Source organism: Flavobacterium sp. N2550 (assembly GCF_025947265.1).
Classification (GTDB): domain Bacteria; phylum Bacteroidota; class Bacteroidia; order Flavobacteriales; family Flavobacteriaceae; genus Flavobacterium; species Flavobacterium endophyticum.
Genome location: NZ_CP110007.1, coordinates 934194 through 960617, shown reverse-complemented (window position 1 = coordinate 960617; position 26424 = coordinate 934194). Strand labels below are relative to the sequence as shown.

Genomic DNA, 26424 nt, shown 5'->3' with positions numbered 1-26424 from the left:
GATGAATATTCAAGAAATCATAGTGTACCTCTTAGTCGCAGGATCCATGGCTTTTCTTATCAAAAAATTCTTTTGGAAGAAGAAAAAGAAAGCAGGAAACTGTGGCGGTGATGATTGTGGCTGTCACTAAAGCAGTTTCACGAAAAGATTACTTGCGATTTTATTCGAAATTGTCAATTCTTTTTTATCAACTCGGATTCTTAAAGACAAATCGAAGCTTTCTCTAGAAAGAAATTCGATTTTTGAGCCTAAGGCAATTTCCTGCTTGTCAAGGTATTTCAAAAATTCAGAAGACGTATCTTTCACTCCAACGCAGACGCCCACTTGGTTTTCTGACAATTCAGAAAGCAGTTGTTTTTCTATTTTTACGATTCTTCCTTCTCGGTCTGGGATTGGATCGCCGTGCGGATCTTCGGTAGGATTGTCTAAAAAATCATCCAGCTTGTTAATCAGTTTTTCTGATTTTATATGCTCCAGTTGTTCTGCGATGTCATGCACCTCATCCCAAGAAAAATCAAGCTTTTCTACCAAAAACACTTCCCAAAGACGGTGCTTTCTCACAATCATTTTTGCCGCAGATTTTCCGGCATCCGTCAAAGAAACGCCTTGGTATTTTTTATAATTTACTAAGTCTTTTTCAGCAAGTTTTTTCAGCATATCTGTAACCGATGATGCTTTGGTTTCCATCCTTTCTGCAATAGCATTCGTGCTGACTTCAGAGTCTGAAGCTGTTGTAAGGTGATAAATCGTCTTTAGGTAATTTTCTTCTGAAAAAGTCATTATAAACTATTTAATTCGGGTATAAATTTACTTCTTTACAATAAATAAAGGAATGGATATTTCATGGCGTAATTTATCCACCGTTGTTCCAAAAAGCAAATCTTTGAAACCGGTATGTCCGTGAGTTCCCATTACCAAAATATCAAAATTGCCTTGATTTACAATCGCTGGAATTACTTTATTCGGCTTACCAAATCCCAATTGCGTTTCAATCTTGAAGCCTTTTTCGGTTAGGATTTCTTTGTATTCTTCCAACAATTTCTCATCAATCGTCGTTTCATGGTCCTTGATGTTTTCTCCATACATCATTGCTCCTACGGTTTCAACCACATGAATCAGCGTGTATTTTGCATCAATACCGCCCAATTCAAAAGCATTGTTTATCGCAGCCTCGTCGGCACTTGAGAAATCGACTGAAATAGCAATGTTCTTTTTATTGTAAGTGGCCGTTTTGGAGAATTTCAGTACAAAATTATGCGGCGAATGGTTGTAATTTTTGGCTTTGGCTTTGGCAAAAAACGGCTTGAATACGATGTATAAAAGCAATGTAAGGAATCCAAAAGCTAAAGGAACAACCGTAAACCAAAGCACCAAAGGATGTTCAGAATTTTCAAGCCAGCCCGTAATTTCATCATAAACCAGTTTTGCATTCAGTGAAACAATAATCGAGGCAATAATCCAAGAAGCAATTTTTGTCCATCTTCCGATATGAAAACCGTTCATCTTAGTCTTGTCGCTCACAAAATGAATCAGCGGAATAATCGCGAATCCCAGTTGCAAGCTCAAGATTACCTGGCTCAGAATCAAAAGCTTTCCAGTAACCTGTTCTCCGTAAATCAAAATGACAATAACGGCTGGTACAATAGCAATCAGACGAGTAATGATGCGACGAACCCAAGGCTGAATTCTCAAATTCAAATAACCTTCCATTACGATTTGTCCCGCCAAAGTTCCTGTAATCGTTGAACTTTGTCCAGCAGCGATTAAAGCAACTGCAAAAAGTATTGGAGCCCATTTTGTTCCCAAAAGCGGCTGTAAAAATTGATGTGCGTCTTGGATTTCGGCAACATGAAACATACCATTTCGATAGAAAGTAGCTGCTGCCAAAATCAATATGGCCGCGTTAACAAAAAAAGCTAAATTCAAGGCTATCGTAGAATCAATAAGATTGTATTTCAAAGCTTGCTTAATTCCTGCTTTGCTTCGGTCAAACTTTCTAGTCTGGACTAAGGAAGAATGCAGGTATAGATTGTGCGGCATTACAGTCGCACCAATAATTCCAATCGCAATATACAAAGCCGCTTCGTTGGGTATTGAAGGAATCAATCCTAACACAACTTTGTCAAGTTCTGGTTCCGCAAATATCATTTCAAACACAAACGAAAAGCCTATTATTGCTACCAATGCGATGATAAAAGCTTCCATTTTCCGAATGCCTTTATTGATCAGAAAGAGCAGAAGGAAAGTGTCCAGTACCGTAATCAAGACGCCTTCGATGAGAGGAATATCAAACAAAAGATTAATTCCGATTGCCATTCCCAACACTTCCGCCAAATCACAAGCCGCAATAGCAATTTCTGCCAAAAAATAAAGTATGTAATTTATAAAAGGAGAATACGTTTCTCTTGATGCCTGCGCCAAATCACGCTGGGTCACGATACCTAATCTCGCGCTCAAACTTTGCAAAAGCAACGCCATGATATTACTCATTAGCAATACCCAAAGCAACGTATAACCGAATTGGCTACCTCCAGCAATATCAGTTGCCCAATTTCCCGGATCCATATAACCAACGCTTATTAAGTAAGCAGGACCGAAAAAAGCTAATATTCTCCGAAATACCGACTTCTTGTTTTGAGTGGATACCGACTCATGTACCTCTTCTAATGATTTGCCCATACAATTAAGTTACTGATACAAATATAATTATTTTATTTGTTTAGTAAAATATAATTTTTAGTTTTGTCTAAAAATTAATTAACCTATATGAAAAATATAATTTTACTATTTCTAATAACTTGTTTTCAAAATAGTATTGCTCAAGAAAAAGGAAGTATTTCGGGAACGATAACTTCTGACGGAATTGCCATAACCAATGCCGATATAAAAATTCTAGGAACAAACTTTGGCACTTCTTCAGACAGTCTTGGCAATTATAAAATCGGAAATATTCCTGTTGGAAATCATAAAATCCAAGTTTCTTACGTTGGAAGTAAAACATTAAGAAAGAGCATACCTATCAAAAAAAATGAAAATACAATTGCAGATTTAGAACTCGAAAATGATAAAAATTCCCTTGACGAAGTCGTAATCAGCGGTACGCTTAAACCTGTAAGCCGTTTAGAAAGTCCTGTCCCCGTCGAAGTCTACAAGCCTTCTTATTTCAAGAAAAACCCGACCGCTAATATTTTTGAGGCGCTGCAAAATGTCAATGGTGTCCGCCCCCAATTGAACTGTAACATCTGCAATACGGGCGACATTCATATCAATGGGCTTGAAGGCCCTTACACACTTGTATTAATCGACGGAATGCCGATTGTAAGCGGATTATCAACCGTTTACGGATTATCTGGAATTCCTAATTCATTATTAGAACGAATTGAAATCGTAAAAGGTCCTGCATCCTCTTTATATGGAAGCGAGGCTGTTGGAGGATTAATTAATATCATCACCAAAAATCCATATAGCGCTCCGAGATTTTCAGTTGACGGCTTCAGCAATTCTTGGGGAGAGGCGAATTTAGATTTGGGATTCAAAGGAAATATCGGGGAAAATTCATCTGTTTTGCTTGGCGTAAACTATTTCAATTACAATAATCCAACCGATAATAACCATGATAATTTTACCGATGTGACACTGCAGCATCGTATTTCTGTTTTCCAAAAGTGGAATTTCGCAAGAAAAAGCAACAAATTGTTTTCACTTGCCGGACGCTATTTTTATGAAGATCGCTGGGGCGGTGAAATGCAGTGGGAGAAAAAATACCGCGGCGGAAGCGAGGTATATGGCGAAAGCATTTATACCGAAAGATATGAAATATTAGGAGCCTACGAACTCCCTATTGAAGAGAAAATGTTGTTATCTTTTTCTTATACGGATCACGATCAAAATTCGGTTTATGGAAATACGCCTTATATGGCCCAGCAGCGAATAGGTTTCGGGCAACTGACATGGGATAAAAAAATTTCCAATCATGATTTGCTTTTCGGAACAGCTGTCCGCTACCAATTTTATAACGACAATACTCCGGCAACTTCTACCGCAGACAAGACATGGATTCCAAGTATTTTTGCACAAGACGAAATACGCTTTAATGAAAAACATAGCGTTTTGCTCGGTGCCAGATACGATTACAACAGCGAGCACGGATCGATTTTCACGCCTCGTTTTGCTTATAAATTTAAAGCAACAGACAACGACATTATCCGCCTAAATGCTGGAACAGGTTTCCGTGTTGTAAATCTATTTACCGAAGAACACGCTGCCTTGACCGGTTCGAGAGAGGTGATTGTGGAAGAAGAGTTAAAACCCGAAAGGTCTTATAACGCCAACTTAAATTACCTGAAAAAGATTTATACAAGCAACGGAACGTATATCGGCATTGAAACTGCGGCTTGGTATACCTATTTCACCAACTCGATTATTCCCGATTATGATACCGATCCGAACAAGATTATCTATAAAAACTTAGATGGCTTTGCAGTAACCACGGGAATCAGTACCAATATCGACGTTGTTTTTCAAAACGGACTGAAATTAATCCTAGGTGCAACCTATATGGATGTGTCAAAAACCGAAAATGACATCAAGACACGACAGATGTTGACAGAAAAATTCTCAGGAACTTGGGCTATTTCTTATCGAATTCCAAAGTTTTTCCTCGACATCGATTATACAGGAAACATTTACGGTCCGATGCGACTACCGCTTCTTGGCGAATTAGACCCGAGAAAAGAATATTCGCCAACATGGAGCATACAAAACATACAATTTACTTATAATAAGATAAAAAATGTCGAAATTTATATGGGCATCAAGAACTTGCTGAACTGGACACCGAACAAAGGCAACCCGTTTATTATTGCCAGAGCCAACGATCCTTTTGATGAAAATGTGCAATATGGACCGCAAGGAAATGTGCTGCCTACGCCTGACAATCCGTACGCCTTAACTTTTGATCCGAGTTATGTGTATGGCCCAAATCAAGGAATCCGAAGCTTTTTTGGAGTACGATATACGTTAAAGTAAAAATTTCCAATCCAAACTATGAAAAAACTGCTCTTAATTGTATTGGTACTGATGGCAAACGAAAGTTTTGCCCAGCTAAAAACGCATACTTTCGAGCAAGCCGAAAAATTGTCGCAAATAGAACCAAAACCTTTCGTAATTTTTATTCATACCGATTGGTGCAAATTCTGCAAAACGATGGAAAACGCTACTTTTAAGAACAAAGCCATAATCAACAAACTGAATCAAGACTTCTATTTTATTTCCTTCAATGCAGAAGAAAAAAGAGACATCATTTTCAAGGAAAATACATTTCAATTCAAACCAAAAGGAAATAACTCCGGAATTCACGAACTCGCCGCTATTTTAGGAGATAAAAACGGAAATGTGGTTTATCCGACAATCACTATTCTCAATCCCGATTATTCAATAGTAGCACAACTGCAGTCTTATATCGGCCCGAAAGAACTGTTGCAAATTCTAAGCAAAATCCAGTAAAATATTCTCTATTTTTGAATTATGAAAAAGTACGATTACATTTTTGCGGGAGCAGGACTATCAGCCTTGATGACAGTCTATCAAATAGTACTTTCTAGAAAATTAAAAGACAAGAAAATCTTACTTTTAGATTCCGATTCCAAGAAAAACAACGACCGGACTTGGTGTTTTTGGGAAACTCCAGACGGAGACTACGAAAACCTCGTCACCAAAAAATGGAACACTGCTGTTTTTTCAGATCAAAATTATGCTCGAGATTTAGACTTGAGTCCCTATCAATACAAAATGATTCACGGATTGGATTTCTACAATTTTGTTTTTGATCGTATTTCTGAAGAAGAAAACATTGAGTTTTCCAATCAAAAAGTCATCAATTTTAAAGAAAAGAACAACGAAGTTATTGTAACGACCGAAATCGAAACCTTCCATTGCGACAAGCTTTTCAATAGTATTTTAAATGCTCAAGAGATTTTGTCACAACAAAAACACCCCTACTTGCAACAGCATTTTATTGGTTGGAAAATAAAAACCCAAGAACCCGTTTTTAATCCCGAAAAAGCCACTTTTATGGATTTCTCTGTTGCCCAGAAAGGAAACACAAGGTTTATGTATGTCCTGCCTTTTTCTGAAACGGAAGCTTTGGTTGAATATACATTATTTTCGAAAGACCTTCTCCCTGAAAAAGAATATGAAGACGAAATCAAAAAGTATCTTGAAAAATTACGGATTACGAATTATGAATTGATTGAAAAAGAGCGAGGCGCTATTCCAATGACAAGCTATCCTTTTTGGAAAAACAATACGCAAAACATCCTTAACATCGGATCGGCAGGCGGGTGGACAAAAGCAAGCACGGGCTATACGTTCAAAAATGCGTCAAAAAAATCCAGAGCTCTAGTTTCTTTTTTATTGAAAGAAAACGACTTTAGAAAATTCCATAGAAAAGACAAATTTTGGTTTTATGATTTGTTGCTTTTGGATATACTGAACACAAAAAACCATCTCGGAAGTTCCATCTTTTCCTCTTTGTTCAAAAAAGGAAATCCGACTCTTATTTTTAAATTCCTAGACGAAGAAACTTCACTTTATGAAGATATAAAAGTCATTTTAAAATGTCCGACAAAGCCCTTCCTTCAAGCTTTGTGCAACAGGATTTGGAATATGAAATAAGACTATGAAACTATAACAAATCTTTATGCCCGAATTTTTTACTGCATATCAAAACTTCGTAACTTTGTAGCTTAAAACTTTAAACTAAAAAGTCATGTATCCAGAAGAAATGGTAAAACCTATGCGCGCTGAATTGTCAGACGCAGGTTTTGAAGAATTATATAGTGCCGGTGCCGTTGAAAATGCAATTGGAAAACCAGGTACCACATTAGTAGTCGTAAACTCAGTTTGTGGATGTGCAGCAAGAAACGCACGTCCGGGAGCAAAAATGAGCTTGGACGGAAGCAAAAAACCAGACCACCTAGTGACTGTTTTTGCTGGAGTAGATAAAGAAGCAGTTGACGCAGCACGCGGATTTATGTTCCCTTTTCCTCCATCCTCTCCAAGCATGGCACTTTTCAAAGATGGCGAATTGGTTCACATGTTAGAACGTCACCATATTGAAGGCCGTCCGGCTGAAATGATTGCTGAAAACTTAAAAGACGCTTATACAGAATTCTGCTAAAAATCTTTAAAATCTTTTATTGCAACCCTTTCAGAGTTTAAACTCTGAAAGGGTTCGTTTTTTTAAGCAATTCTCCAAACATGACAAATGTCATTTTCGATTCTTGAATAAAAGCTTTATTTTTGCCGCAGATTCAACAAGAATCAACATAATTTCTCACTTAAACCGTTTATAGCATGCAACTGTACAACACTTTAAGCGCAGAAGAAAGAGCGGCTCTCATTGACGAAGCCGGCAAACAGCGACTCACGCTGTCATTCTATGCGTATGCCAAAATTGAAGATCCAAAAAAATTTCGTGACGATTTATTTATAGCTTGGAACCAGCTTGATGCCCTTGGCCGAACTTATGTCGCCAAAGAAGGAATCAATGCCCAGATGTCTGTTCCTGCCGAAAATTTTGAAGCTTTCAGAGAAACATTAGAACAATATGATTTCATGAAAGACATACGCCTGAATGTAGCCGTGGAACATGACGACCATTCTTTCTTGAAATTGACCGTTAAAGTTCGCGATAAGATTGTAGCAGACGGCTTGAATGATGCTACTTTTGACGTGACCAACATTGGCGTACACCTAAAAGCAAAAGAGTTCAATCAGATTTTAGAAGACCCAAATACGATTGTTGTCGATTTCAGAAATCACTACGAAAGCGAAATCGGTCATTTTAAAGGAGCCATTACTCCTGATGTAGAAACATTTCGCGAATCCTTGCCTATTATCAACGAACAATTAAAAGACTTTAAGGAAGATAAAAATCTAGTCATGTATTGTACTGGAGGAATTCGTTGTGAAAAAGCTTCTGCCTATTTCAAGCACCAAGGATTTAAAAATGTATTTCAGCTCGAAGGTGGTATTATTAATTATGCTAAGCAAATCAAGGAAGAAAATTTAGAAAGCAAATTTGTCGGGAAAAATTTCGTTTTCGACCATAGATTGGGCGAACGCATTACAGATGACATTATTTCACAATGCCACCAATGCGGAAAACCATGCGACAATCACACCAATTGCGAAAACGAAGGCTGTCATTTACTATTCATCCAATGTGATGAATGTAAAGCTGTCATGGAAAACTGCTGTTCTACAGAATGCCAAGAAATCATCCACATGTCACTAGCAGAGCAAGTAAAATTGCGTCGTGGCGTGAAAAATGGAAATATGATTTTTAGAAAAGGAAAATCTGAAAAATTAAAATTCAAACACTCTGGAGAGTTATCCGATATTGCTTTAGCAAAAGCTGACAATGGCGCCACCGAAGTAGTTAAGCCAAAAGATATCCGACAAAAAATTAAAATAAAGAAAGTTTTGATTGGAAAGGCAGAGCATTATTTTGTAAAATCCGAAATCGGACAATTCTTGATTGAAAGCAACGAGTTAAAAATCAACGACAGAATTATTATTTCTGGACCGTCGACAGGAAATCAAGAATTACAGATAACTAAAATGTTTGTCAATGGTACGGAAGGGACAATTGCAAAGCCTGGAGACAAAATAACCTTAACGCTCCCTTTTAGAATTCGCCTTTCGGATAAGCTGTATAAAATTCTAGACTAAAAATATTTTTACTTTATTTACGTTAAAACCTATTCCATAGTCATGGAATAGGTTTTGTTTTTTCATTGACTGGCAACAAGTTACACGCTTTGCATCATTAAAAGTAAAAATGCTATCTTTACGCACAAAACATTTTACGAATTTTAAGTTGCATTAATCGCAACATCTATATAAAATTATGGCCTGTACAAGTTGTTCAACGTCTGATGGCAGTGCGCCAAAGGGCTGTCAAAATAAAGGGACTTGCGGCACCGACAGCTGCAACAAGTTAACCGTATTCGACTGGCTGTCTAACATGAGCCTTCCTAACGGAGAAGCTCCTTTTGATTGTGTCGAAGTACGTTTCAAAAACGGAAGGAAAGAATTTTACCGAAATGCCGAAAAACTTACACTAAGCATCGGAGATATTGTCGCTACTGAAGCTTCTCCTGGACACGATGTGGGAATTGTGACATTGACCGGAGAATTGGTAAAAATCCAAATGAAGAAAAAAGCGGTAAACCATACCAGCAATGAAATACCGAAAATTTACCGAAAAGCATCACAAAAAGATATTGATATCTGGTCTGAAGCCCGCGCAAAAGAAGAGCCTATGAAAGTTCGCGCACGCGAATTGGCAATCGCTCAAAAACTGGAAATGAAAATTTCGGATATCGAATTTCAAGGTGACGGTTCAAAAGCAACTTTTTATTATACAGCAAATGACCGTGTCGATTTCAGGCTATTGATCAAAGATTTTGCTAGAGAATTTAGCACTAGAATCGAAATGAAACAAGTCGGTTTCCGTCAAGAAGCAGCCCGTTTGGGAGGAATTGGATCGTGCGGAAGAGAACTTTGCTGTTCCACTTGGCTGACTGATTTCAGAAGCGTAAATACATCAGCAGCAAGATACCAGCAACTATCATTGAATCCTCAAAAACTAGCTGGTCAGTGCGGGAAATTGAAATGTTGCTTGAATTACGAGCTCGATACTTACATGGATGCCTTGCAACATTTTCCTGATTTCGACACCAAATTGGTGACCGAAAAAGGAGATGCCATCTGCCAGAAACAAGACATTTTCAAAGGGCTGATGTGGTTCGCCTATACCAATAATTTTGCCAATTGGCATGTACTGAAAGTAGACCAGGTAAATGAAATTATTGCTGAAAATAAACAGAAAAAGCGCGTTTCTTCGTTAGAAGACTATGCTCTTGAAGTAACTCAAGAACCAGAAAAAGATTTCAATAATGCGATGGGTCAAGAAAGCTTGACGCGTTTTGACCAGCCAAAGAAAAAGAAAAGGCCAAACAAAAAACGCAAACCAGCGGCGGCAGGCGAAAACACAGCAACTGAAAAACCGGCTGGAGAAAATAAAAATCCAAACGCAAATCAGAATAGAAATAACAACCCGAACAGAAACAATCAAAAAAACAGGCCTCCTAGACCTGCAAACGAAAAAAAACCGGATAACAAAATAACACCTGTCAAAAAAAATGAGCCTAAAAAATAGCCTTCTTTTTGTTTTCACAGTACTGCTTTTGGTTTCCTGCGATAAAAAAAGAGTCTTTGACCAATACAAATCGCTTGGAAAAACATGGCATAAAGACAGCATTGCTTACTTTATCTATAACAATCAAGACACTACTAAAGCCTATGATCTGTTTGTGAACCTGCGTTCTAATAACGATTATCCTTTCAACAATATCTTTTTGATTGTGGCTATGGAAGCTCCGGGCGGCTTGACAAAAGTAGACACTCTTGAATACCAGATGGCAAATCCAGATGGTACTTTGCTAGGCAGCGGCTTTTCTGATATTAAAGAAAGTAAGCTTTATTTTAAGGAAAAATATAAATTCCAATCCGTTGGAGATTATAAGATTGGAATTCAGCAAGCGGTACGCCAGACTGGAAAAGTAGCAGGAGTACAAGAGTTGGCAGGAGTAACAGAAGTCGGCTTTAGAGTAGAAAAATTAGATTAAAAAGTTATGGCAACTAAAAAAAATAACAGCACACAAGTTAAAGATATAGCATACTACAACAGAAAATTCTGGAAGATATTTCTGTATGGAACTGGAGGAGTAATTCTATTCTTTCTTTTAGCATCTTGGGGGCTTTTCGGTTCTATGCCTTCCTTTGAAGAACTTGAAAATCCAGAATCTAACTTGGCAACCGAAGTTATTTCTTCTGACGGAGAAACCATCGGTAAGTTTTACAACGAAAACAGAACTGCGATAAAATATTCTGATCTTCCAAAACACTTAGTAGATGCTTTGGTTGCTACAGAGGACGAACGATTCTATGACCACTCAGGAATCGATGCCAGAGGAACTCTAAGAGCTGTCACTAGCCTAGGTACAAGTGGCGGAGCCAGTACAATTTCTCAGCAGTTAGCAAAATTGCTTTTCCATGGTGAAGGATCAAGATTCTTGCCATTCAGGATGGTTCAAAAAGTAAAAGAATGGATTATCGCAACTCGCTTGGAAAGACAATATACCAAACAGGAAATCATTGCGATGTATTTCAATAAAGCCGATTTTGTCAATAATGCCGTAGGAATACGTTCTGCCGCAAAAGTATACTTCGGAAAAGAACCTCGCGATTTAAAAATTGAGGAAGGCGCTGTTTTGGTTGGAATGCTAAAAAATCCTTCCCTTTTCAATCCGATTAAAGAAAAAAGAAAAGAACTTGTTTTCAAAAGAAGAAACACAGTTCTAGGACAAATGGTTAAAAACGGCTTCCTAGAAGAAGCGGCAAAAGAATCTTTGTCTAAAAAGCCTTTGGTTCTTGACTATCACCCAGAAAGCCATAATGAAGGAATTGCGACTTATTTCAGAGAATACCTTCGTGATTTCATGAAAACTTGGGCAAAAGACAATCCAAAAAAGGACGGTACTGAATATGACATTTATCGCGACGGACTAAAAATCTACACGACTATCGATTCTAGAATGCAATTGTATGCTGAAGAAGCCGTAGATGCTCATTTGGCAAACCTTCAAAAAGAATTTTTCAAGCAAGCCAAAACAAACAAAAACGCACCATTCATCAAGCTGTCCGATGCCGAAACCGAAAAATTAATGGATCGTGCTAGAAAAGCTTCCGAAAGATGGAGACAGATGAGCAGCCAAGGAAAAAGCGAAAGTGAAATCATAAAATCGTTCAGCGTTAAGACCGACATGACTGTATTTACCTGGAAAGGTGAAAGAGATACAATCATGACGCCTAACGATTCTATCCGATACTACAAGCATTTTCTTCAGACTGGAGTTATGGCTATGGAGCCAAGAACTGGCCATGTAAAAGCTTGGGTTGGCGGTATCAACTACAAACATTTCCAATACGATCACGTTGGACAAGGCGCAAGACAAGTCGGATCTACATTTAAGCCTTTTGTATATGCCGCTGCAATTGAACAGCAAGGATATTCTCCATGCGATTCTATTATTGATGCTCCGTATACCATTCCAAAAGGAAGACACAATGTAACTGAAACATGGACACCTCGAAATTCCAACGGAACCTATAAAGGAATGGTGACCTTGAAATATGCATTGGCGCAATCCATCAATACCGTTTCTGCTAAATTGATAGACAAAGTCGGTCCTGATGCTGTAATCGATTTGGTGAAAAAATTAGGCGTGAAATCAAACATACCTTCACAACCTTCTATCGCTCTAGGAGCGGTCGAAATTACAGTAGAAGATATGGTAGCAGCCTATAGCACTTTTGCCAATCAAGGCGTTTACATAAAACCTCAAGTAATCACAAGAATAGAAGATAAGAATGGCGTAATCCTTTACGAAACTGTTCCAGAATCTCACGATGTACTGAACAAAGACATTGCTTATGCAGTAATCAAACTTCTAGAAGGTGTTACCGAATCCGGTTCTGGAGGACGTTTGAGAACAGACGGCGGTGGTTTCGGTTATGAAATGATGACCGGCTATCCGTATGTATTAAGAAACCCGATTGCAGGAAAAACAGGAACAACCCAAAACCAATCAGACGGTTGGTTTGTAGGAATGGTTCCGAATTTAGCGACAGGCGTATGGGTCGGAAATGAAGACCGTTCTGCCCACTTCAAAAGCATCACCTATGGACAAGGTGCCGTAATGGCTTTACCAATCTGGGGATTGTTCATGAAAAAATGCTACGCAGACAAAGAACTGAACGTTTCTAAAGAACCTTTTGAAAGGCCAGCGAACCTGTCAATCAAAGTAGATTGCTGGAAACCACCCGTAAAAGATACGACAGCTGTCGACCAAGAAGAACAAAATACAGACGAATTTGATTTTTAATAGAAACGCCTTTTTTAAGGCGTTTTTTTTATATATTTATCGTCCAAAACAAACATTCATTATATGATTAATAAAAAAGTCGCATCTGTTGCCGATGCACTGAAAGATATTCAAAATGGGCAGACTATTATGCTTGGCGGTTTCGGTCTGTGCGGCATCCCAGAAAATAGCATCGCAGAATTAGTAAAACTTGAAGTAACGGATCTGACTTGTATTTCAAATAATGCAGGAGTAGATGACTTTGGATTAGGATTATTGCTTCAAAAACGCCAGATAAAAAAGATGATTTCTTCTTATGTAGGAGAAAATGCTGAATTCGAACGCCAAATGCTTTCTGGAGAATTAGACGTAGAATTGACACCACAAGGAACTTTAGCTGAAAAATGCCGCGCTGCGCAAGCTGGAATTCCAGCCTTTTTTACGCCTGCTGGTTACGGAACCGAAGTAGCAGAAGGAAAAGAAGCGCGTGAATTCAACGGAAAAATGCACATCATGGAAGAAGCCTTCAAAGCCGATTTTTCAATCGTAAAAGCTTGGAAAGGCGATGAAGCTGGCAACCTCATCTTTAAAGGAACGGCAAGAAATTTTAATGCTTGCATGGCCGGAGCTGCAAAAATTACAATCGCCGAAGTAGAGGAATTAGTGCCAGCTGGCGTACTTGATCCGAACCAAATCCACATTCCGGGAATCATGGTGCAGCGCATCTTCCAAGGCGAAAAATTTGAGAAAAGAATTGAACAACGAACCGTAAGACAAAAAAACTAATTATGGCACTTAGTAAAGAAGATATTGCAAAACGAATCGCCAAAGAAGTAAAAGACAAATATTTCGTCAATCTTGGAATCGGTATCCCAACTTTGGTTGCCAATTATGTTAGAGAAGATATTTCCGTAGAATTCCAAAGCGAAAACGGAGTGCTTGGAATGGGCCCTTTCCCGTTTGAAGGCGAAGAAGATGCCGATGTTATCAACGCAGGAAAACAAACCATTACGACCCTTCCCGGTGCTAGTTTTTTCGATTCTGCTTTTAGTTTCGGAATGATCCGCAGCCAAAAAGTAGACTTGACAATTCTTGGAGCGATGGAAGTTGCCGAAAACGGTGATATCGCCAACTGGAAAATTCCAGGCAAAATGGTCAAAGGAATGGGTGGTGCTATGGATTTAGTAGCCTCTGCAGAAAACATTATCGTAGCGATGATGCACGTGAACAAAGCAGGAGAATCAAAACTTCTAAAAAGATGTTCTTTACCTTTGACAGGCGTTGGCTGCGTGAAAAAAGTAGTAACCGAATTGGCAGTTTTAGAAATCGTTCCTGAAGGTTTTAAGCTTTTAGAAAGAGCGCCTGGCGTTTCGGTTGAAGACATCAAAAGAGCAACAGAAGGAAATCTGATTATTGAAGGAACTATTCCGGAAATGATTATCGATTAAATTCTTCATAAATTTAAAAAAGCCGCAAATCAAACTGCGGCTTTTTCTATTATTGTTTATGATATTCGTCAAAAGTAAATTTCTCTGTCCGATACACCTTTCCTTTTTCAGATAACTGGTTTTTTTTCCACTTCCCGTTTTCAAAATTATAACAAGTAGAATCCGAATAAGAAACGACCAATCTGTCAATCGTGTCTTTGACGGTTTCGTCAGGAGAAACATCTACGGTTTTTACCACAAAAGACGTTATCGGATTAGTTTTAAAATCAGGCGTAAACTCGGAATCAACTCCATAACCGCTGTCCCACATGGAATCCCATTGCGAAACCAGCTGGATGCCATCTTCTCCTAAAAAGAACAGAAATTGCGTGTGAGTATAGCCGCAAGCCGCAATGCCATTATCGCAATGAACAAATCGCTTATCAGTACTCGCTTGCTTTGAATCGGTCATGAATTCTTGATTGATACTCCACTCGGCTCCTTCTTCTCTTCCAAAATCAATTCTGACAGGGTGTGAATAAACTTTCTTAGCATTCTTGAAAAAATCAATGGCAAAAAAAGCAGTACCGATACTGTCTTTATCATAAGTTCTTTTCAATTCTGTAATTACAACTTTGTCTGCGGAGATATTGCTTCCTATAGCATCTAACATCAACGAGTCTTTTTTCAAGGAAGTAATTTCAGTTATAGGAATAGTCTCCGGTTCTGTCTGGACAGCAATTTCTTCTGTTTCCGTTTTTTTATCAGAACAGGAAAGGCATGCGAAAAAAAGCAAGGTCAGGATGTATTTCATAGAATTCGTCTTTTAATTTCCTTTCGGTATGGCCGCAATTAATTTTTTCGTGTATTCTTTCTGTGGATTTTCATATAGGACATCTGCATCGGCCATTTCTTCAATCTTGCCTTTGCTCATGACCAAAACCTGATCTGACATGTATTTTACAACAGCCAAGTCATGTGAAATAAAGATATAAGTAAATCCGAAATTCTCTTTCAGCTCATTCAAAAGATTCAACACTTGCGCTTGAACCGAAATGTCTAAAGCAGAAACTGACTCATCACAGACAATTAATTTTGGCTGAAGGGCAATCGTTCTGGCAATTCCGATTCGCTGTCGTTGTCCTCCAGAAAATTCATGCGGATACCGATCAAAATACTCTTCGCCTAATCCTACTCTTTCTAAAATCTCGATGGTTTTTGCTTTGCGCTCTATATCATTTTTATACAACTTATGGACTTTCATCGGTTCCATAATGGCTTTACCAACAGGAATTCTAGGATTTAAAGACGAATACGGATCTTGAAAGATAATCTGGATTTCTTTTCTCAAAGTTCGGATATCTTTTTTGGGAAGTTTCATAATATCGACACCTCTATAAAAAATCTGGCCTGCCGTTGCTTTATCTAATTGCAGTATGGCATTTCCTAGAGTCGATTTTCCGCATCCCGATTCGCCAACAAGTCCCAGTGTCTCGCCTTCATAAATCTTAAAACTGACATCATTCACGGCTTTAAAACCAGTTCTTTTTCCAAACAATCCTGCCGTAGAAAAATATTCTTTTTCGACATTTTTTACTTCGAGAATCGGAATTTGGCTATATAATTTCTCATGTTCCTTTTTTCGCTTGTCGGCAGTAATAATTTCTGGGTTCACGGAATTTTCCAGATAATCTTTTATGGTTGGAAGCCTTTTCAAACGAACATTCAAAGAAGGTCTTGAGCTGACTAAAGCTTTTGTATAGATATGCTGCGGGTTATGAAAAACATCCGAAGCATCGCCTTGCTCAACGATTTCGCCTTTGTACATGACCAAAACCCGGTTGGCAATTTCAGAAACTAGCGCCAAATCGTGCGAAATAAACATAATGCTCATCCCTGTTTCTTGTTGGATATCTTTGAGCAATTGGATAATTTCTTTCTGTACGGTTACATCTAAAGCCGTTGTAGGCTCATCCGCAATAAGGATTTTTGGCTTGCAGGCAATCGCCATCGCTATCATAACGCGCTGTTTCTGTCCGCCAGAAATTTGGTGCGGATAGCTTTCATAAATTTTCTCCGGATTGGGAAGCTTTACCTTTTCGAACAGCGCGAGCGTTTCTTTTTTTATTTCCTTTTTAGAAAGTCGGGTATGCTGTAGCAACATTTCTTCTACTTGAAAGCCACATTTTAAGGAAGGATTCAACGAACTCATCGGTTCTTGAAAAATCATGGAAATCTCCTTTCCTCTCAAATTTCGCAGTTCCTCTTTTGAGAGCTGCGCTATGTTTTTGCCTTGAAAAAGTATCTCTCCATTAGAAATTTTAGAAATATTTTTAGGAAGCAGTCCCATAACGGCAAGAGAAGAAACTGATTTCCCAGAGCCCGATTCTCCGACAATTCCTAAAATTTCATTGCTTTCTAAAACGTAGCTTATAGAATTGATGATGGGCTTAAAGATTCCTTCTTTTTTAAAAGAAATTTCTAAGCTGTTAACTTCTAACAATGGCTGTTTTTTCATGTGCATAAAAATAGCAAAAACGATTGTACGTAAAAATAAAACCTTCGTTCCTTTTTGGACGTATATATTTTATGATTCTTTTATAAAACATTGGTATTTCTTACATATTTCGTTTAATATGTTTGTTTTCAGTGCTATTTGAAATAAAATTTTCAAAACATTATTGAATATGAGACAATTCGCTATATTTGAAAAAATTTTAAAAACCCTTAAAACGCACCCCAAGTGATAAAAAATTCCACTTCCTATTTTAAAATAGGTGCTCTGTTATTTTTATTTGCTATTTCCTCTATAGGTTTTGCACAAGATAAACATGACATTGAGCAGATTACAAAAAATTACGACTTAAAAAAGCTTAAGGAGCTTGAAGAAAAGTACCGCGAACAAGCGATAATTGAGAAAGAACATGCTTTAAAGGTTGCGAAATCAAAAAACTGGCCTGAGTTTTTTAAAAATGAAAACGGCACGGTCGACGAATTGATGAAAGTAACGCCTGATGGATTTCCTATTTATTATTCGCTAAACAATGTTGCCGCGGCAAGATCGACAAGAACTAACTTTTTAAATACTGGTGGTGCTCTTGGCCTTAATTTGGATGGACAAGGAATGACAGCCCGTGTTTGGGACGGAGGAAAAGTCAGAGCTTCGCACCGTGAATTTCAAGGTAGGATTACTGTTGAAGATGCTATGGCTGGCGCAACAGGAAATAATTTCCATGCTACCCATGTTACAGGTACGATTGCAGCAGCAGGAATTAGTGCGAATGCAAAAGGAATGGCTACTCAAGCACAAGTTAGGACTTTCAACTGGACTAATGACCAAAGCGAAGCGCTTGCAGAAATCCAATTAGGAATGCTTCTTTCTAACCATTCTTACGGGGTTCCGATTGTGAATCCGAATAGTGGAGAGTTCGCTCCGGATTGGTACATTGGAGGTTATACGGACGACACCAGAGCTTGGGATGAAATTGCTTACAATGCTCCGTACTACTTAATGGTTGCTTCGGCAGGAAATAACGGAAATGATGAAAATCCTTTTGCTTTAGCTTTTGGATATGACAAGCTAACGGGGAATAAAACAGCTAAAAACAATCTTGTCGTTGCAAATGCACAAGATGCTGTTATTGTTGCTGCAACCGGCAATCTGTCAAGCGTTGCGATTAATTCTAGCAGCAGCCAAGGTCCTACTGACGATTTTAGAATAAAACCAGATATTACTGGAAATGGTACCGGTTTATTTTCAACTTTTGAAACATCGGATTCGGCCTATGGAACTCTTTCTGGAACTTCAATGGCCTCTCCAAATGTTACTGGGACATTATTGCTTTTACAGCAATATTATAGAATAAAGAACAATCGTTTCATGAGAGCGGCTACCTTAAAAGCATTGGCTTGCCATACGGCAGATGACGCTGGTAATCCAGGTCCAGATGCTGTTTTTGGATGGGGATTGCTGAATGCTAAAAAAGCGGCTGAAACAATTACAGCAAACGGATTAGGCAGTGTAATTTCTGAAGAAAAACTACAACAAGGACAAACGTTTACAATGACCGTAAATTCAAACGGTGTAGATCCATTGCAGGCAACTATTGTTTGGACAGATGTTCCCGGAACGCCAAACAACAATGGAATTGCAAACGACCCAACACCAGCACTTGTAAATGACTTGGATATCCGAATTACAAAAGGAGCTTCAACGTATTTCCCATGGAAATTGCTAGCTGATCCTTCTGCAAATGCGGTAAACAATGGCGATAACAATGTTGATAACGTCGAAAAAGTAAATGTTTCTGGAGCTTCAGGAACTTATACTATAACTGTGACGCACAAAGGAACATTACAATTAGGTCCTCAAAATTTCTCTCTTGTTGTAACAGGAGTAACTTCAACATTTGCGTTGACTTCCCTTTCGGAAGACCAGACAATATGCAGTACTAATACAGCAACCTATAATTTCAGATATACAACTACAACTGCCCAAAGCACTGCTTTTTCAGTAGTGGATCTTCCTGCTGGAGCTACTGCTAACTTAAGCACTTCTTCTTCTTCAGTAAATGGAGATGTTTCTATGGTAATTTCTAATCTTCAAAATGTTGCTCCTGGTGAGTATACTATTGGACTTAAAGGTACTCGTGGAGCTGAAACTGAAACTAAATATGTTGTCTTAAGAGTTTACAATACAAATTTCCAAAATACGGTGCTTTTAACGCCAACAAATAACAAAGCCGGTCTAGCTACTGCGTTTGAGTTAAAGTGGGAAGCATCTGTTAATGCTGAGTCTTATATCGTACAAGTCGCAACAGATAGCAACTTCGCTAATCTGATCCTAAATTTAGAAACTACAGATACATTCTATGCTCTAAGCGACCTTACTACAGAATCAGAGTATTTTTGGAGAGTAATGCAAAAAAACAGATGCGGCCAAGCTGCTACTAACACTGCATTCAATTTCAAGACTGGAGTCCTAACGTGCAATAATATTTTTACTGCTACTGATTTTTCGCAAGCTGCTATTGCAGATGTTGAAGATTCACAAGGTTCTGTACCAATTACCGTAACCGGCGGCATGACTGTTGGAAGCCTTACAGCCACTATCAATATTACGCATACGTATATCGAAGATATGACCATCTATCTGGAAGGACCGGAAGCAATCGGCTCTCCTATTATTAAATTATTCCAAGAGCCTTGCGGTGATAATGATAATATTTCGGCCACTTTAAGCGATGCTGGAAGTGCTTTTTCATGTCGTACTACTTCCCCTTCAATTATCGGGACAGTACAGCCTTTTGAAGCTTTGAGCAATTTCAACAACCTGCCTGCAGACGGAGTATGGACATTGTATGCGGTCGATCCTTATGAAGGCGATGGAGGTGCAATTACAGCATTTAGCCTTAACTTCTGTAATGTTGTCGTTTCTAACCTTAGCGTTGATACTAATGAATTGCTAAATGTTTCTGTGTATCCGAATCCTACAAAAGGTATCTTGAATGTAAGATTACCTCAAAATCCTGAGAAAACTACTTTATACTTGAACGACATCCAAGGAAGAAGAATTCTTACGAAAGAAACTGCCAATACGGATGAAGTTTTAAATATTGAAAACTTATCGGATGGAGTCTACATCCTTTCTATCCAAAATGGAAGTCTGAAAACGACTAAAAAAATTGTCTTGAACAGATAATTTATTTTCAAATGTAAATCACTGATAATTAGTCCCGATTGCAAAAAAAGCAATCGGGATTTTTATTTTAAACAGCCCAGCTTCTTTATTCTAAAAAAGTTTTGGCACGCAAATTGGATAAAGCTAAATAACCTTACTTTTTAAGGTTCGAAAAAGCTGAAAATCGCAAGAGTAGGCAGGAACTCAATTATCTTGATTATGAAAAGAATTACTCTCTTAGTGGCTAGTATTTTAGTACTTGGAAACACAGCGAATGCAGAAGTAACTCAACTTTTTGGCGAAAAAAGTTTTATTACAAATTTTAACGATGAGCCAATAACATTTATTGAAAGGGGAATTGCCTTTTATGTTTTTCCTGATGGCCAATTCGATTTTAATACAGAACCAACTGTTGGCGACGGTGACCTATATTATAAAAACGGCAAAAGAAGCTCAAGTGCCAATGTAAATAACACTTATGGTGCTCCAGGCGTAAGACGTCCAGCACAAGGCATCCGAATAGAACATGACAGCCAAGGCAGGATTAGACGTATCGGAAACGTGTTTATAAATTATGACGCTCAAGATCGAATTAAAAGAATCGGTTCTGTATATATGACTTATAATCGTTATGCTTTGTCTCAAGTCGGTGGCCTCCAACTTATCTACAGTCGTAATGGACAAATAATAGATACTGTCGGAAGCGTTAAAGGAAATGCTTACGCAGGAAACACAGGAAGTTCTTATTACTACGGAAGCAGCAATAATTATGGAAACAATAGCAATGACAACTATTATTATAAAACGAACGGAACAAATCCTTCTAAAAAATAAAATGCTTGAAAAAGAAAAATGCCTTGAAATTTCAAGGCATTTTTTATTTAGATATGTATTATTTCTTCTTCAATAAGCAAATCTTCCCGTCTCAATCGCAGTAAAATTTGTGCTACAGCAATGACATCTTTTTCGCAATACGTAATAATCCGATCAATGTCTTTTTCTACATAATATACATGTCCGACATCGCTTCCGCTGATATCATCTTTCGGCGAGGGAATATTTAAAACGTTAGTCAGCAACTTTAAAGAAGTATAATGCTTGAAATCGCCAAACTTCCACATTTCTAAAGTGTCCAGATGAGGAACTTCCCAAGGCTTTTTTCCGAAAAGATTCAGCTTGTTCGGAATCCTTATCTGATTGATAATCATTCTTCTTGCAATAAAAGGAAAGTCAAACTCTTTAGCATTATGCCCGCACATGATATGCTGCGGCTTGTCAAAGTGATTATCAAGCAGATTGCTGAAATCTCGAAGTATCTTCTTCTCTTCTCCAAAAAAAGAGGTAACTCTGAAATGACGGATATCACTTTTAAAAGTAAAATACCCGACCGAAATGCATACTATTTTACCAAATTCGGCCCAAATTCCAGCTCTATCATAAAATTCTTCCGCGGTAAATTGTTCTTTTCGCTGGTATTGCGTCTTTTGGTCAAATAATTCTTTTTTTTCCTCGTCTAAGGCATTAAAGGCTTCTTCTTCTGGAACAGTTTCAATATCCAGAAAAAGAATGTTTTCTAGGCTAATTTTGTCTATCATGGCGTATCATTTTATAAGTTTCGTCTATATATACATAAAAATCGTTTCTGTGGAAATTGCCGTCTGCTCTTTCATCGCGCTCGCGTCCCAGTCTCACAATAATTAAATCATCGTCTGGTATTACAATTACATATTGTCCCAAATGTCCTTGCATGTAGTAAAGCGGCTTATTGAGATGATCGCTGATCCACCAACCATAACCGTACATCGGTGCATCTGAGAATCTAGGAGTTACGCATTGCTGCACAAAAGCCGAATCTAAAATTTGTTTTCCGTTCCATTTGCCGTGCTGTTTGTATAATTTCCCGAAGCGAGCAAAATCTCTAGCATTACTTGCGATACAGCAATAAGCTTTCTCAATTCCGTTTGGATTATCGAGCTGCCAAAGCGCTTCATTCTCAGCTCCAAGCGGCTTCCAAAAGTGTTCTGAAACATAATCAGCCAAATACTCGCCTGTTGCTTTTTCAATTATCATGGAAAGCAATTGTGTATTGCCACTCAAATATTTAAATTCTTTACCCGGTTCTTCGACCACTTTTAGGCCGAGAATAACATCCGTGAGGTTATCATCAAAATAGGCTCTGGTAGTAATTGAAAAAGGACTGTAATAGGATTCGTCCCAATCCAATCCAGAAGACATTGACGACAAATCACCAACCGTCATCTTATCGCCAAATTTTCCTGAAAATTCTGGAAAAAAATCCGTCACTTTTTGATCTAAGCTTTTAATTTTCCCTTGCATGATAGCTTTTCCCAACGCAGCCGTTACGATACTTTTAGCCATCGAGAAGGAATTTGATTTTGTGTCTTTATCATATCCGTCGTAATAGCTTTCGTACCAAATACTGTCGTTTTTGATAATCATGAATGCTACCGTCTTGAATTTCTTGTTTGTTTCTTCAAGTTCATCCGTTGGTTTTGCCTTATTATATTCTTTGCTGATGGCCCAAGGCTGACCGATTCCTTTCTGTATTTCACGGTTTGGAAATTCTACATAATCTTCAAGAAAGGCTGTCTTTTCTCCGTTCAGATACGTAATTCTTACGGCACGGATCAGATAACTGAGATCAAAAATATACAGCAGAAGAATCAGCAGGGCAAAAACAACCAGAAACCACAAAAGGAATTTTTTCAGAAATCTCATACGTATCTTATTTAGAATAAACTTTGCTGTTTGACAGGATTTTCATGATCCAGAAGCCATTTTTTTCGCCACAATCCTCCGGCATATCCTGTGAGCGAACCATCTGAACCGATGACACGATGGCAAGGAACTACAATCCAAAGCGGATTTCTTCCATTAGCAGAAGCTACGGCACGAATGGCCTTGACATCGCCAAGGCGGATGGAAAATTCTTGATAAGATAATGTCTTCCCGTATGGAATTTCAAGAAGTCCTTTCCATACTTTTTTCTGGAAATCAGTTCCTGATGGATTTAGTTGGAATGTAAAATCGTTTCTTTTGCCGTCAAAGTAATCTTGTAGCTGCATTACGGCTTCTTGGAGTTCGTGAGGAATATCGTCAGACAGCGGCTTTCCTTCATCAAATGCCGTAATACTGGAAATTCCGTTTTCATCGCCGCAAATTTCAGCAATTCCGAGTGGTGTTTTGATATAGGCTTGTAACATGGAAAAGTGTTTAAAATCTAAAGTTATGAAAAAAAACTTTCCGATTTAAAATAGGCCGCGAAAGCTTCTTAATTTTCCATGACCAATTTGAAACCGATCCTAGGAATATTTTCAATATTGACCTTGTCTTCGTCTTTAAAAATCTTTCTAAGACGCGAGATAAAGACATCTAGGCTTCTGCCCATAAAATAATCGTCATCGCCCCATAGCGAAGTGAGGATTTTTTCACGTTTCAAGATTTCATTCTTGTTATCTAAAAATAATTTCAGCAAAGCAGATTCGCGTTCGGTCAGATTTATTTTGTCCGTATTTCTTGTCAGGCAATAATCATTTGGATGAAACCGAAAGCTTCCTATCTCATAGCTTTTTTGTACTTGTAAAGGCGCTTTAGAGCTTCTTTTTAGAAAAACTTCAATCTTTAGGCTCAATTCTTCCAAGCTAAATGGCTTGACTAAAAAATCATCGGCTCCTAATTTTAATCCTCTAATTCGGTCTTCTTTTAACGATTTTGCAGAAAGAAATAGAATCGGAATTTCAGCATTTGAGTTTCTTATTTCTTGCGCAATTTCAAAGCCGTCTTTTTTTGGAAGCATGACATCCAAAATACATAAATCGTAGTTTTTTTTATGGAAATTTTTTATGGCTTCAGCACCATCTGAAAAATGCGTAATGTCGTAAAACTGCTCTAAATAATCTATAGTCAAAAACGCCAAGGTAGCGTCATCTTCGACATAAAAAATTTTGCTTTTTTCCATAGTGATTGCTATTTCGGAATACTGATGGTTACAGTAATACCGGTACTTTCTTGATTGTTTTTAATCGTTATTTTCCACTGGTGCAAAATACAGATTTTCTTTACATAGAACAATCCGAGTCCGAAACCGCCTACTTCATTGCGTTTTGCGCTTGAGATTCGGTAGAATTTATCAAAAATAGCATTTAATTCGGGAGTTTCAATACCAATTCCGTTATCGACAAACTCCAGCTTGATTTCTTTTGGACTCTCTGTAATTTTTATCTGGATTTTTGGCGACGCGTCATTGTATTTTATAGCATTGTCTAAGATATTGTATACGACATTTGAGAAATGAAATTCATCTGCAACAATTTGATAGTCTGATTTTTCGCTTAGTATTTCAATGGAAATTTGCTTGTCGTATTTTAAAAGTATGGTTTCTTTGGCCAAGCCAACGATATCCAATAAATTGAATTGTGTCTTTTCAAGCTGCATCATATGCGAATCGCTTTTGGCAATATGCAGGATTTTTTCGATATGCTGGTTCAGCTTATTGCTCTGTTCGATAATAATCTGAACGTATTTTGAGAGTTTTGGGTTTTTAACGATTTCCTCCTGATTACTGGCATAATTGGATGCGATAAGGATTGATGAAATAGGAGTCTTAAACTCATGTGTCATATTATTGATAAAGTCTGTCTGAAGCTCGGTGTATTTTTTTTGCTTGATTAAGAGCAATACCGAATAGACATAAATTACCAAAACTAAAATAAGCACTCCCGTATAGACCCAATATTGCTGGAGCGACGTGATGTAATTGTATTTGAGTTGCGGAAAGCGGATTGCGAAATAATACACCAAGCCTTCTTTTTTAGTAAAGCATTTTTCACATCGCGGTGCTTTTCTATCGGATGAAGACACGTACTTTCCATACATCATTTCGTCTGAACCGCAGTTGTAGATGGCGTATTCGTAATCGATATTCAATTTTACTTTTTGGAATTCGGTCTTGAGGTAATATTCTAACACCGTCGCATCAAAAACATCATCGACGTTTACAATATAATAATCATCTGTAATTTTTTTTATCTGGCTGGTTATCGGAATTTCAGTCTTGTTGTCTTTATGGATTTTTGTGACCACGTCCTGCAATGCAAAATGTATCTTTTCGCTGAATTCCTTTTTTTCAAAAGCATACGCTTGCGAAAGAGTCAGCAATTGCATAAAAAGGACGCCAACGATAGCAAACAATCCAATGAAAATAATAATATTTAATTTGTTGAATTTCAATATGTGAAGTATGAATTAGAGTACGATATTACTATAAATTAGGGTGCAAAGCAACCCGTTAACAAGTCATTAACAAGAGTTGCAAAATGCTTAACATCTTTATTAAAAAAACTAAATACATTTGTATTGTCCATTTGGAACACCAATCACTAAATCTAAAATTAATTTAAAATTTCTGATCTATGAAAACATTAAAATTATCATTTTTCGCTTTAGCTGGAGCCTTATTATTAAGTGCTTCTTCATTTGCACAAACAGCAGCACCTGCAAAAACACAAGCTGCAGCGCCTGCAAAACCAGCATCAAAACCATCTCTAGTAACTTGGACATCTGACGTTCATGATTTTGGAGATATTGCAAAAGGAAAACCAGCTTCTTTTGATTTTACTTTCAAAAACACAACAAAACAAACTATTTTGATTACAAACGTAAAAGCATCTTGCGGTTGTACAGCAACAAATTATACAAAAACTCCTATCAAACCAGGAGAAACAGCTAGCGTAACTGCAACTTATAATGCAGCAAGCCCTGGTCCATTCTCAAAATCAGTTACTGTAACAACTAACGATACTGAGACTCCAAAAATCTTGACTATCAAAGGAAAAGTTATCGAGCCACAATCATAATCTCGATTTATAGAATAAAAAAAAAAGCCATCTCAAAAAGATGGCTTTTTTTTATTATTTATCTTTTAAGTGACTATAGAAATAAGCTTCTAATGCTTTTAATTCTTCTTCAGAAAAAGTCTTAGTAATCGTGAAATTTGTTTTCATAACAGAGTATTGACTCGGATCTACAATTGGCTTGCTTTTCTCTTTCAGGAACAATTTAATGTCGCCATTTTTCTCTTTGTAAATTTTTGCAATTTGTATAATACTTGGCCCAATAACTTTCTGGTCGGGTTTATGGCAGGAATAGCACATTCCTTTTCCGTCAAATATTTCTTGTCCCAGCTGTAGTTGTTTTTCTTCAGCAGATAATGTTGTTTCTGGATACAATGATTCTTTTTTTTCTTCTTTTTGGCAAGAAGCAAGAAATAAGATTGAGAGGATAATAAATAGATTTTTCATAG

Annotated in this window: 24 protein-coding genes; 14 read left to right on the top strand and 10 right to left on the bottom strand. The window is 37.7% G+C overall.

Annotation, left to right across the window (positions count from 1 at the left end):
• The first annotated feature begins 1 nt into the window (after nucleotide 1).
• A complete protein-coding gene (locus tag OLM56_RS04220; RefSeq protein WP_121375805.1) occupies nucleotides 2-130 on the top strand; it encodes a FeoB-associated Cys-rich membrane protein in 129 nt (42 codons plus the stop codon).
• Here the strand turns inward: OLM56_RS04220 and OLM56_RS04215 are convergent.
• Both OLM56_RS04215 and OLM56_RS04210 read right to left on the bottom strand, forming a co-directional pair.
• Nucleotides 127-780 (bottom strand): metal-dependent transcriptional regulator, encoded by a 654-nt coding sequence (locus OLM56_RS04215; RefSeq protein WP_182493199.1) that lies wholly within the window; start codon nucleotides 778-780, stop codon nucleotides 127-129. The two genes, OLM56_RS04220 and OLM56_RS04215, sit on opposite strands and share 4 nt — an antisense overlap.
• Nucleotides 781-807: 27 nt before the next feature.
• Nucleotides 808-2679, bottom strand: coding sequence for an Nramp family divalent metal transporter (locus OLM56_RS04210; RefSeq protein ID WP_264528430.1), 1872 nt, complete (start codon nucleotides 2677-2679; stop codon nucleotides 808-810).
• A gap of 87 nt (nucleotides 2680-2766) precedes the next feature.
• On the opposite strand from OLM56_RS04210, the gene OLM56_RS04205 reads away from it, so the two are divergent.
• The 10 genes from OLM56_RS04205 (at nucleotide 2767) to OLM56_RS04160 (ending at nucleotide 14443) form a co-directional block, all read left to right on the top strand.
• On the top strand, nucleotides 2767-5028 hold the full coding sequence (locus OLM56_RS04205) for a TonB-dependent receptor (RefSeq protein ID WP_264528429.1): 2262 nt from the start codon (nucleotides 2767-2769) through the stop codon (nucleotides 5026-5028).
• An 18-nt stretch (nucleotides 5029-5046) separates the two neighbouring features.
• Nucleotides 5047-5505, top strand: a complete 459-nt coding sequence (locus OLM56_RS04200) for a thioredoxin family protein (RefSeq protein ID WP_264528428.1) — start codon at nucleotides 5047-5049, stop codon at nucleotides 5503-5505.
• Nucleotides 5506-5526: 21 nt separating this feature from the next.
• Nucleotides 5527-6675 (top strand): lycopene cyclase family protein, encoded by a 1149-nt coding sequence (locus tag OLM56_RS04195; RefSeq protein ID WP_264528427.1) that lies wholly within the window; start codon nucleotides 5527-5529, stop codon nucleotides 6673-6675.
• Between the two features lie 94 nt (nucleotides 6676-6769).
• Entirely contained in the window at nucleotides 6770-7180 is a 411-nt protein-coding gene (locus tag OLM56_RS04190) for a BrxA/BrxB family bacilliredoxin (RefSeq protein ID WP_121375799.1), read from the top strand.
• A gap of 176 nt (nucleotides 7181-7356) precedes the next feature.
• The gene (locus tag OLM56_RS04185) at nucleotides 7357-8736 is read left to right on the top strand and encodes a rhodanese-related sulfurtransferase (RefSeq protein WP_264528426.1); all 1380 of its coding nucleotides are present in this window, start codon (nucleotides 7357-7359) and stop codon (nucleotides 8734-8736) included.
• Between the two features lie 178 nt (nucleotides 8737-8914).
• The gene (locus tag OLM56_RS04180) at nucleotides 8915-10228 is read left to right on the top strand and encodes a stage 0 sporulation family protein (protein ID WP_121375797.1); all 1314 of its coding nucleotides are present in this window, start codon (nucleotides 8915-8917) and stop codon (nucleotides 10226-10228) included.
• Nucleotides 10212-10697 carry a gliding motility lipoprotein GldH gene (locus OLM56_RS04175; RefSeq protein WP_264528425.1) on the top strand — a complete coding sequence of 162 codons (486 nt, stop codon included), beginning with the start codon at nucleotides 10212-10214 and terminating at the stop codon, nucleotides 10695-10697. The genes OLM56_RS04180 and OLM56_RS04175 overlap by 17 nt, the downstream gene beginning before the upstream one ends.
• 6 nt (nucleotides 10698-10703) lie before the next feature.
• Nucleotides 10704-13016, top strand: coding sequence for a penicillin-binding protein 1A (locus OLM56_RS04170; protein ID WP_264528424.1), 2313 nt, complete (start codon nucleotides 10704-10706; stop codon nucleotides 13014-13016).
• A 63-nt stretch (nucleotides 13017-13079) separates the two neighbouring features.
• Complete coding sequence (locus tag OLM56_RS04165) at nucleotides 13080-13781, top strand: CoA transferase subunit A (protein ID WP_182493190.1); 702 nt, start codon at nucleotides 13080-13082, stop codon at nucleotides 13779-13781.
• Between the two features lie 2 nt (nucleotides 13782-13783).
• Entirely contained in the window at nucleotides 13784-14443 is a 660-nt protein-coding gene (locus tag OLM56_RS04160) for a 3-oxoacid CoA-transferase subunit B (RefSeq protein WP_182493189.1), read from the top strand.
• Nucleotides 14444-14492: 49 nt separating this feature from the next.
• Here the strand turns inward: OLM56_RS04160 and OLM56_RS04155 are convergent, their stop codons facing one another.
• On the bottom strand, nucleotides 14493-15236 hold the full coding sequence (locus OLM56_RS04155; protein WP_264528423.1) for a hypothetical protein: 744 nt from the start codon (nucleotides 15234-15236) through the stop codon (nucleotides 14493-14495).
• Nucleotides 15237-15248: 12 nt separating this feature from the next.
• Nucleotides 15249-16940: an ABC transporter ATP-binding protein gene (locus OLM56_RS04150; RefSeq protein ID WP_264528422.1), complete on the bottom strand. Its 1692-nt coding sequence runs from the start codon at nucleotides 16938-16940 to the stop codon at nucleotides 15249-15251.
• Nucleotides 16941-17165: 225 nt separating this feature from the next.
• Here OLM56_RS04150 and OLM56_RS04145 point away from each other — a divergent pair, with 225 nt between their 5' ends.
• Together OLM56_RS04145 and OLM56_RS04140 are read left to right on the top strand one after the other, a co-directional pair.
• Nucleotides 17166-20123, top strand: coding sequence for a S8 family serine peptidase (locus tag OLM56_RS04145; RefSeq protein WP_264528421.1), 2958 nt, complete (start codon nucleotides 17166-17168; stop codon nucleotides 20121-20123).
• Between the two features lie 198 nt (nucleotides 20124-20321).
• A complete protein-coding gene (locus tag OLM56_RS04140; RefSeq protein ID WP_264528420.1) occupies nucleotides 20322-20936 on the top strand; it encodes a hypothetical protein in 615 nt (204 codons plus the stop codon).
• Between the two features lie 47 nt (nucleotides 20937-20983).
• On the opposite strand, the gene OLM56_RS04135 is transcribed toward OLM56_RS04140, so the two are convergent.
• The 5 genes from OLM56_RS04135 to OLM56_RS04115 form a co-directional block, all read right to left on the bottom strand.
• Nucleotides 20984-21697 (bottom strand): 3'-5' exonuclease, encoded by a 714-nt coding sequence (locus tag OLM56_RS04135; protein WP_121375788.1) that lies wholly within the window; start codon nucleotides 21695-21697, stop codon nucleotides 20984-20986.
• Nucleotides 21681-22841, bottom strand: coding sequence for a serine hydrolase domain-containing protein (locus OLM56_RS04130; RefSeq protein ID WP_264528419.1), 1161 nt, complete (start codon nucleotides 22839-22841; stop codon nucleotides 21681-21683). Before OLM56_RS04130 ends, OLM56_RS04135 begins: the two co-directional genes overlap by 17 nt.
• A gap of 11 nt (nucleotides 22842-22852) precedes the next feature.
• Nucleotides 22853-23326 carry a methylated-DNA--[protein]-cysteine S-methyltransferase gene (locus OLM56_RS04125; RefSeq protein WP_264528418.1) on the bottom strand — a complete coding sequence of 158 codons (474 nt, stop codon included), beginning with the start codon at nucleotides 23324-23326 and terminating at the stop codon, nucleotides 22853-22855.
• A 68-nt stretch (nucleotides 23327-23394) separates the two neighbouring features.
• Nucleotides 23395-24081, bottom strand: coding sequence for a response regulator transcription factor (locus tag OLM56_RS04120; protein ID WP_264528417.1), 687 nt, complete (start codon nucleotides 24079-24081; stop codon nucleotides 23395-23397).
• 8 nt (nucleotides 24082-24089) lie between these two features.
• Nucleotides 24090-25352 carry a sensor histidine kinase gene (locus OLM56_RS04115; protein ID WP_264528416.1) on the bottom strand — a complete coding sequence of 421 codons (1263 nt, stop codon included), beginning with the start codon at nucleotides 25350-25352 and terminating at the stop codon, nucleotides 24090-24092.
• Between the two features lie 182 nt (nucleotides 25353-25534).
• Between OLM56_RS04115 and OLM56_RS04110 the strand changes: the two genes are divergently transcribed.
• The gene (locus OLM56_RS04110) at nucleotides 25535-25978 is read left to right on the top strand and encodes a DUF1573 domain-containing protein (RefSeq protein WP_264528415.1); all 444 of its coding nucleotides are present in this window, start codon (nucleotides 25535-25537) and stop codon (nucleotides 25976-25978) included.
• Between the two features lie 54 nt (nucleotides 25979-26032).
• On the opposite strand, the gene OLM56_RS04105 is transcribed toward OLM56_RS04110, so the two are convergent.
• A complete protein-coding gene (locus OLM56_RS04105) occupies nucleotides 26033-26422 on the bottom strand; it encodes a c-type cytochrome (protein ID WP_264528414.1) in 390 nt (129 codons plus the stop codon).
• Nucleotides 26423-26424 lie beyond the last annotated feature (2 nt).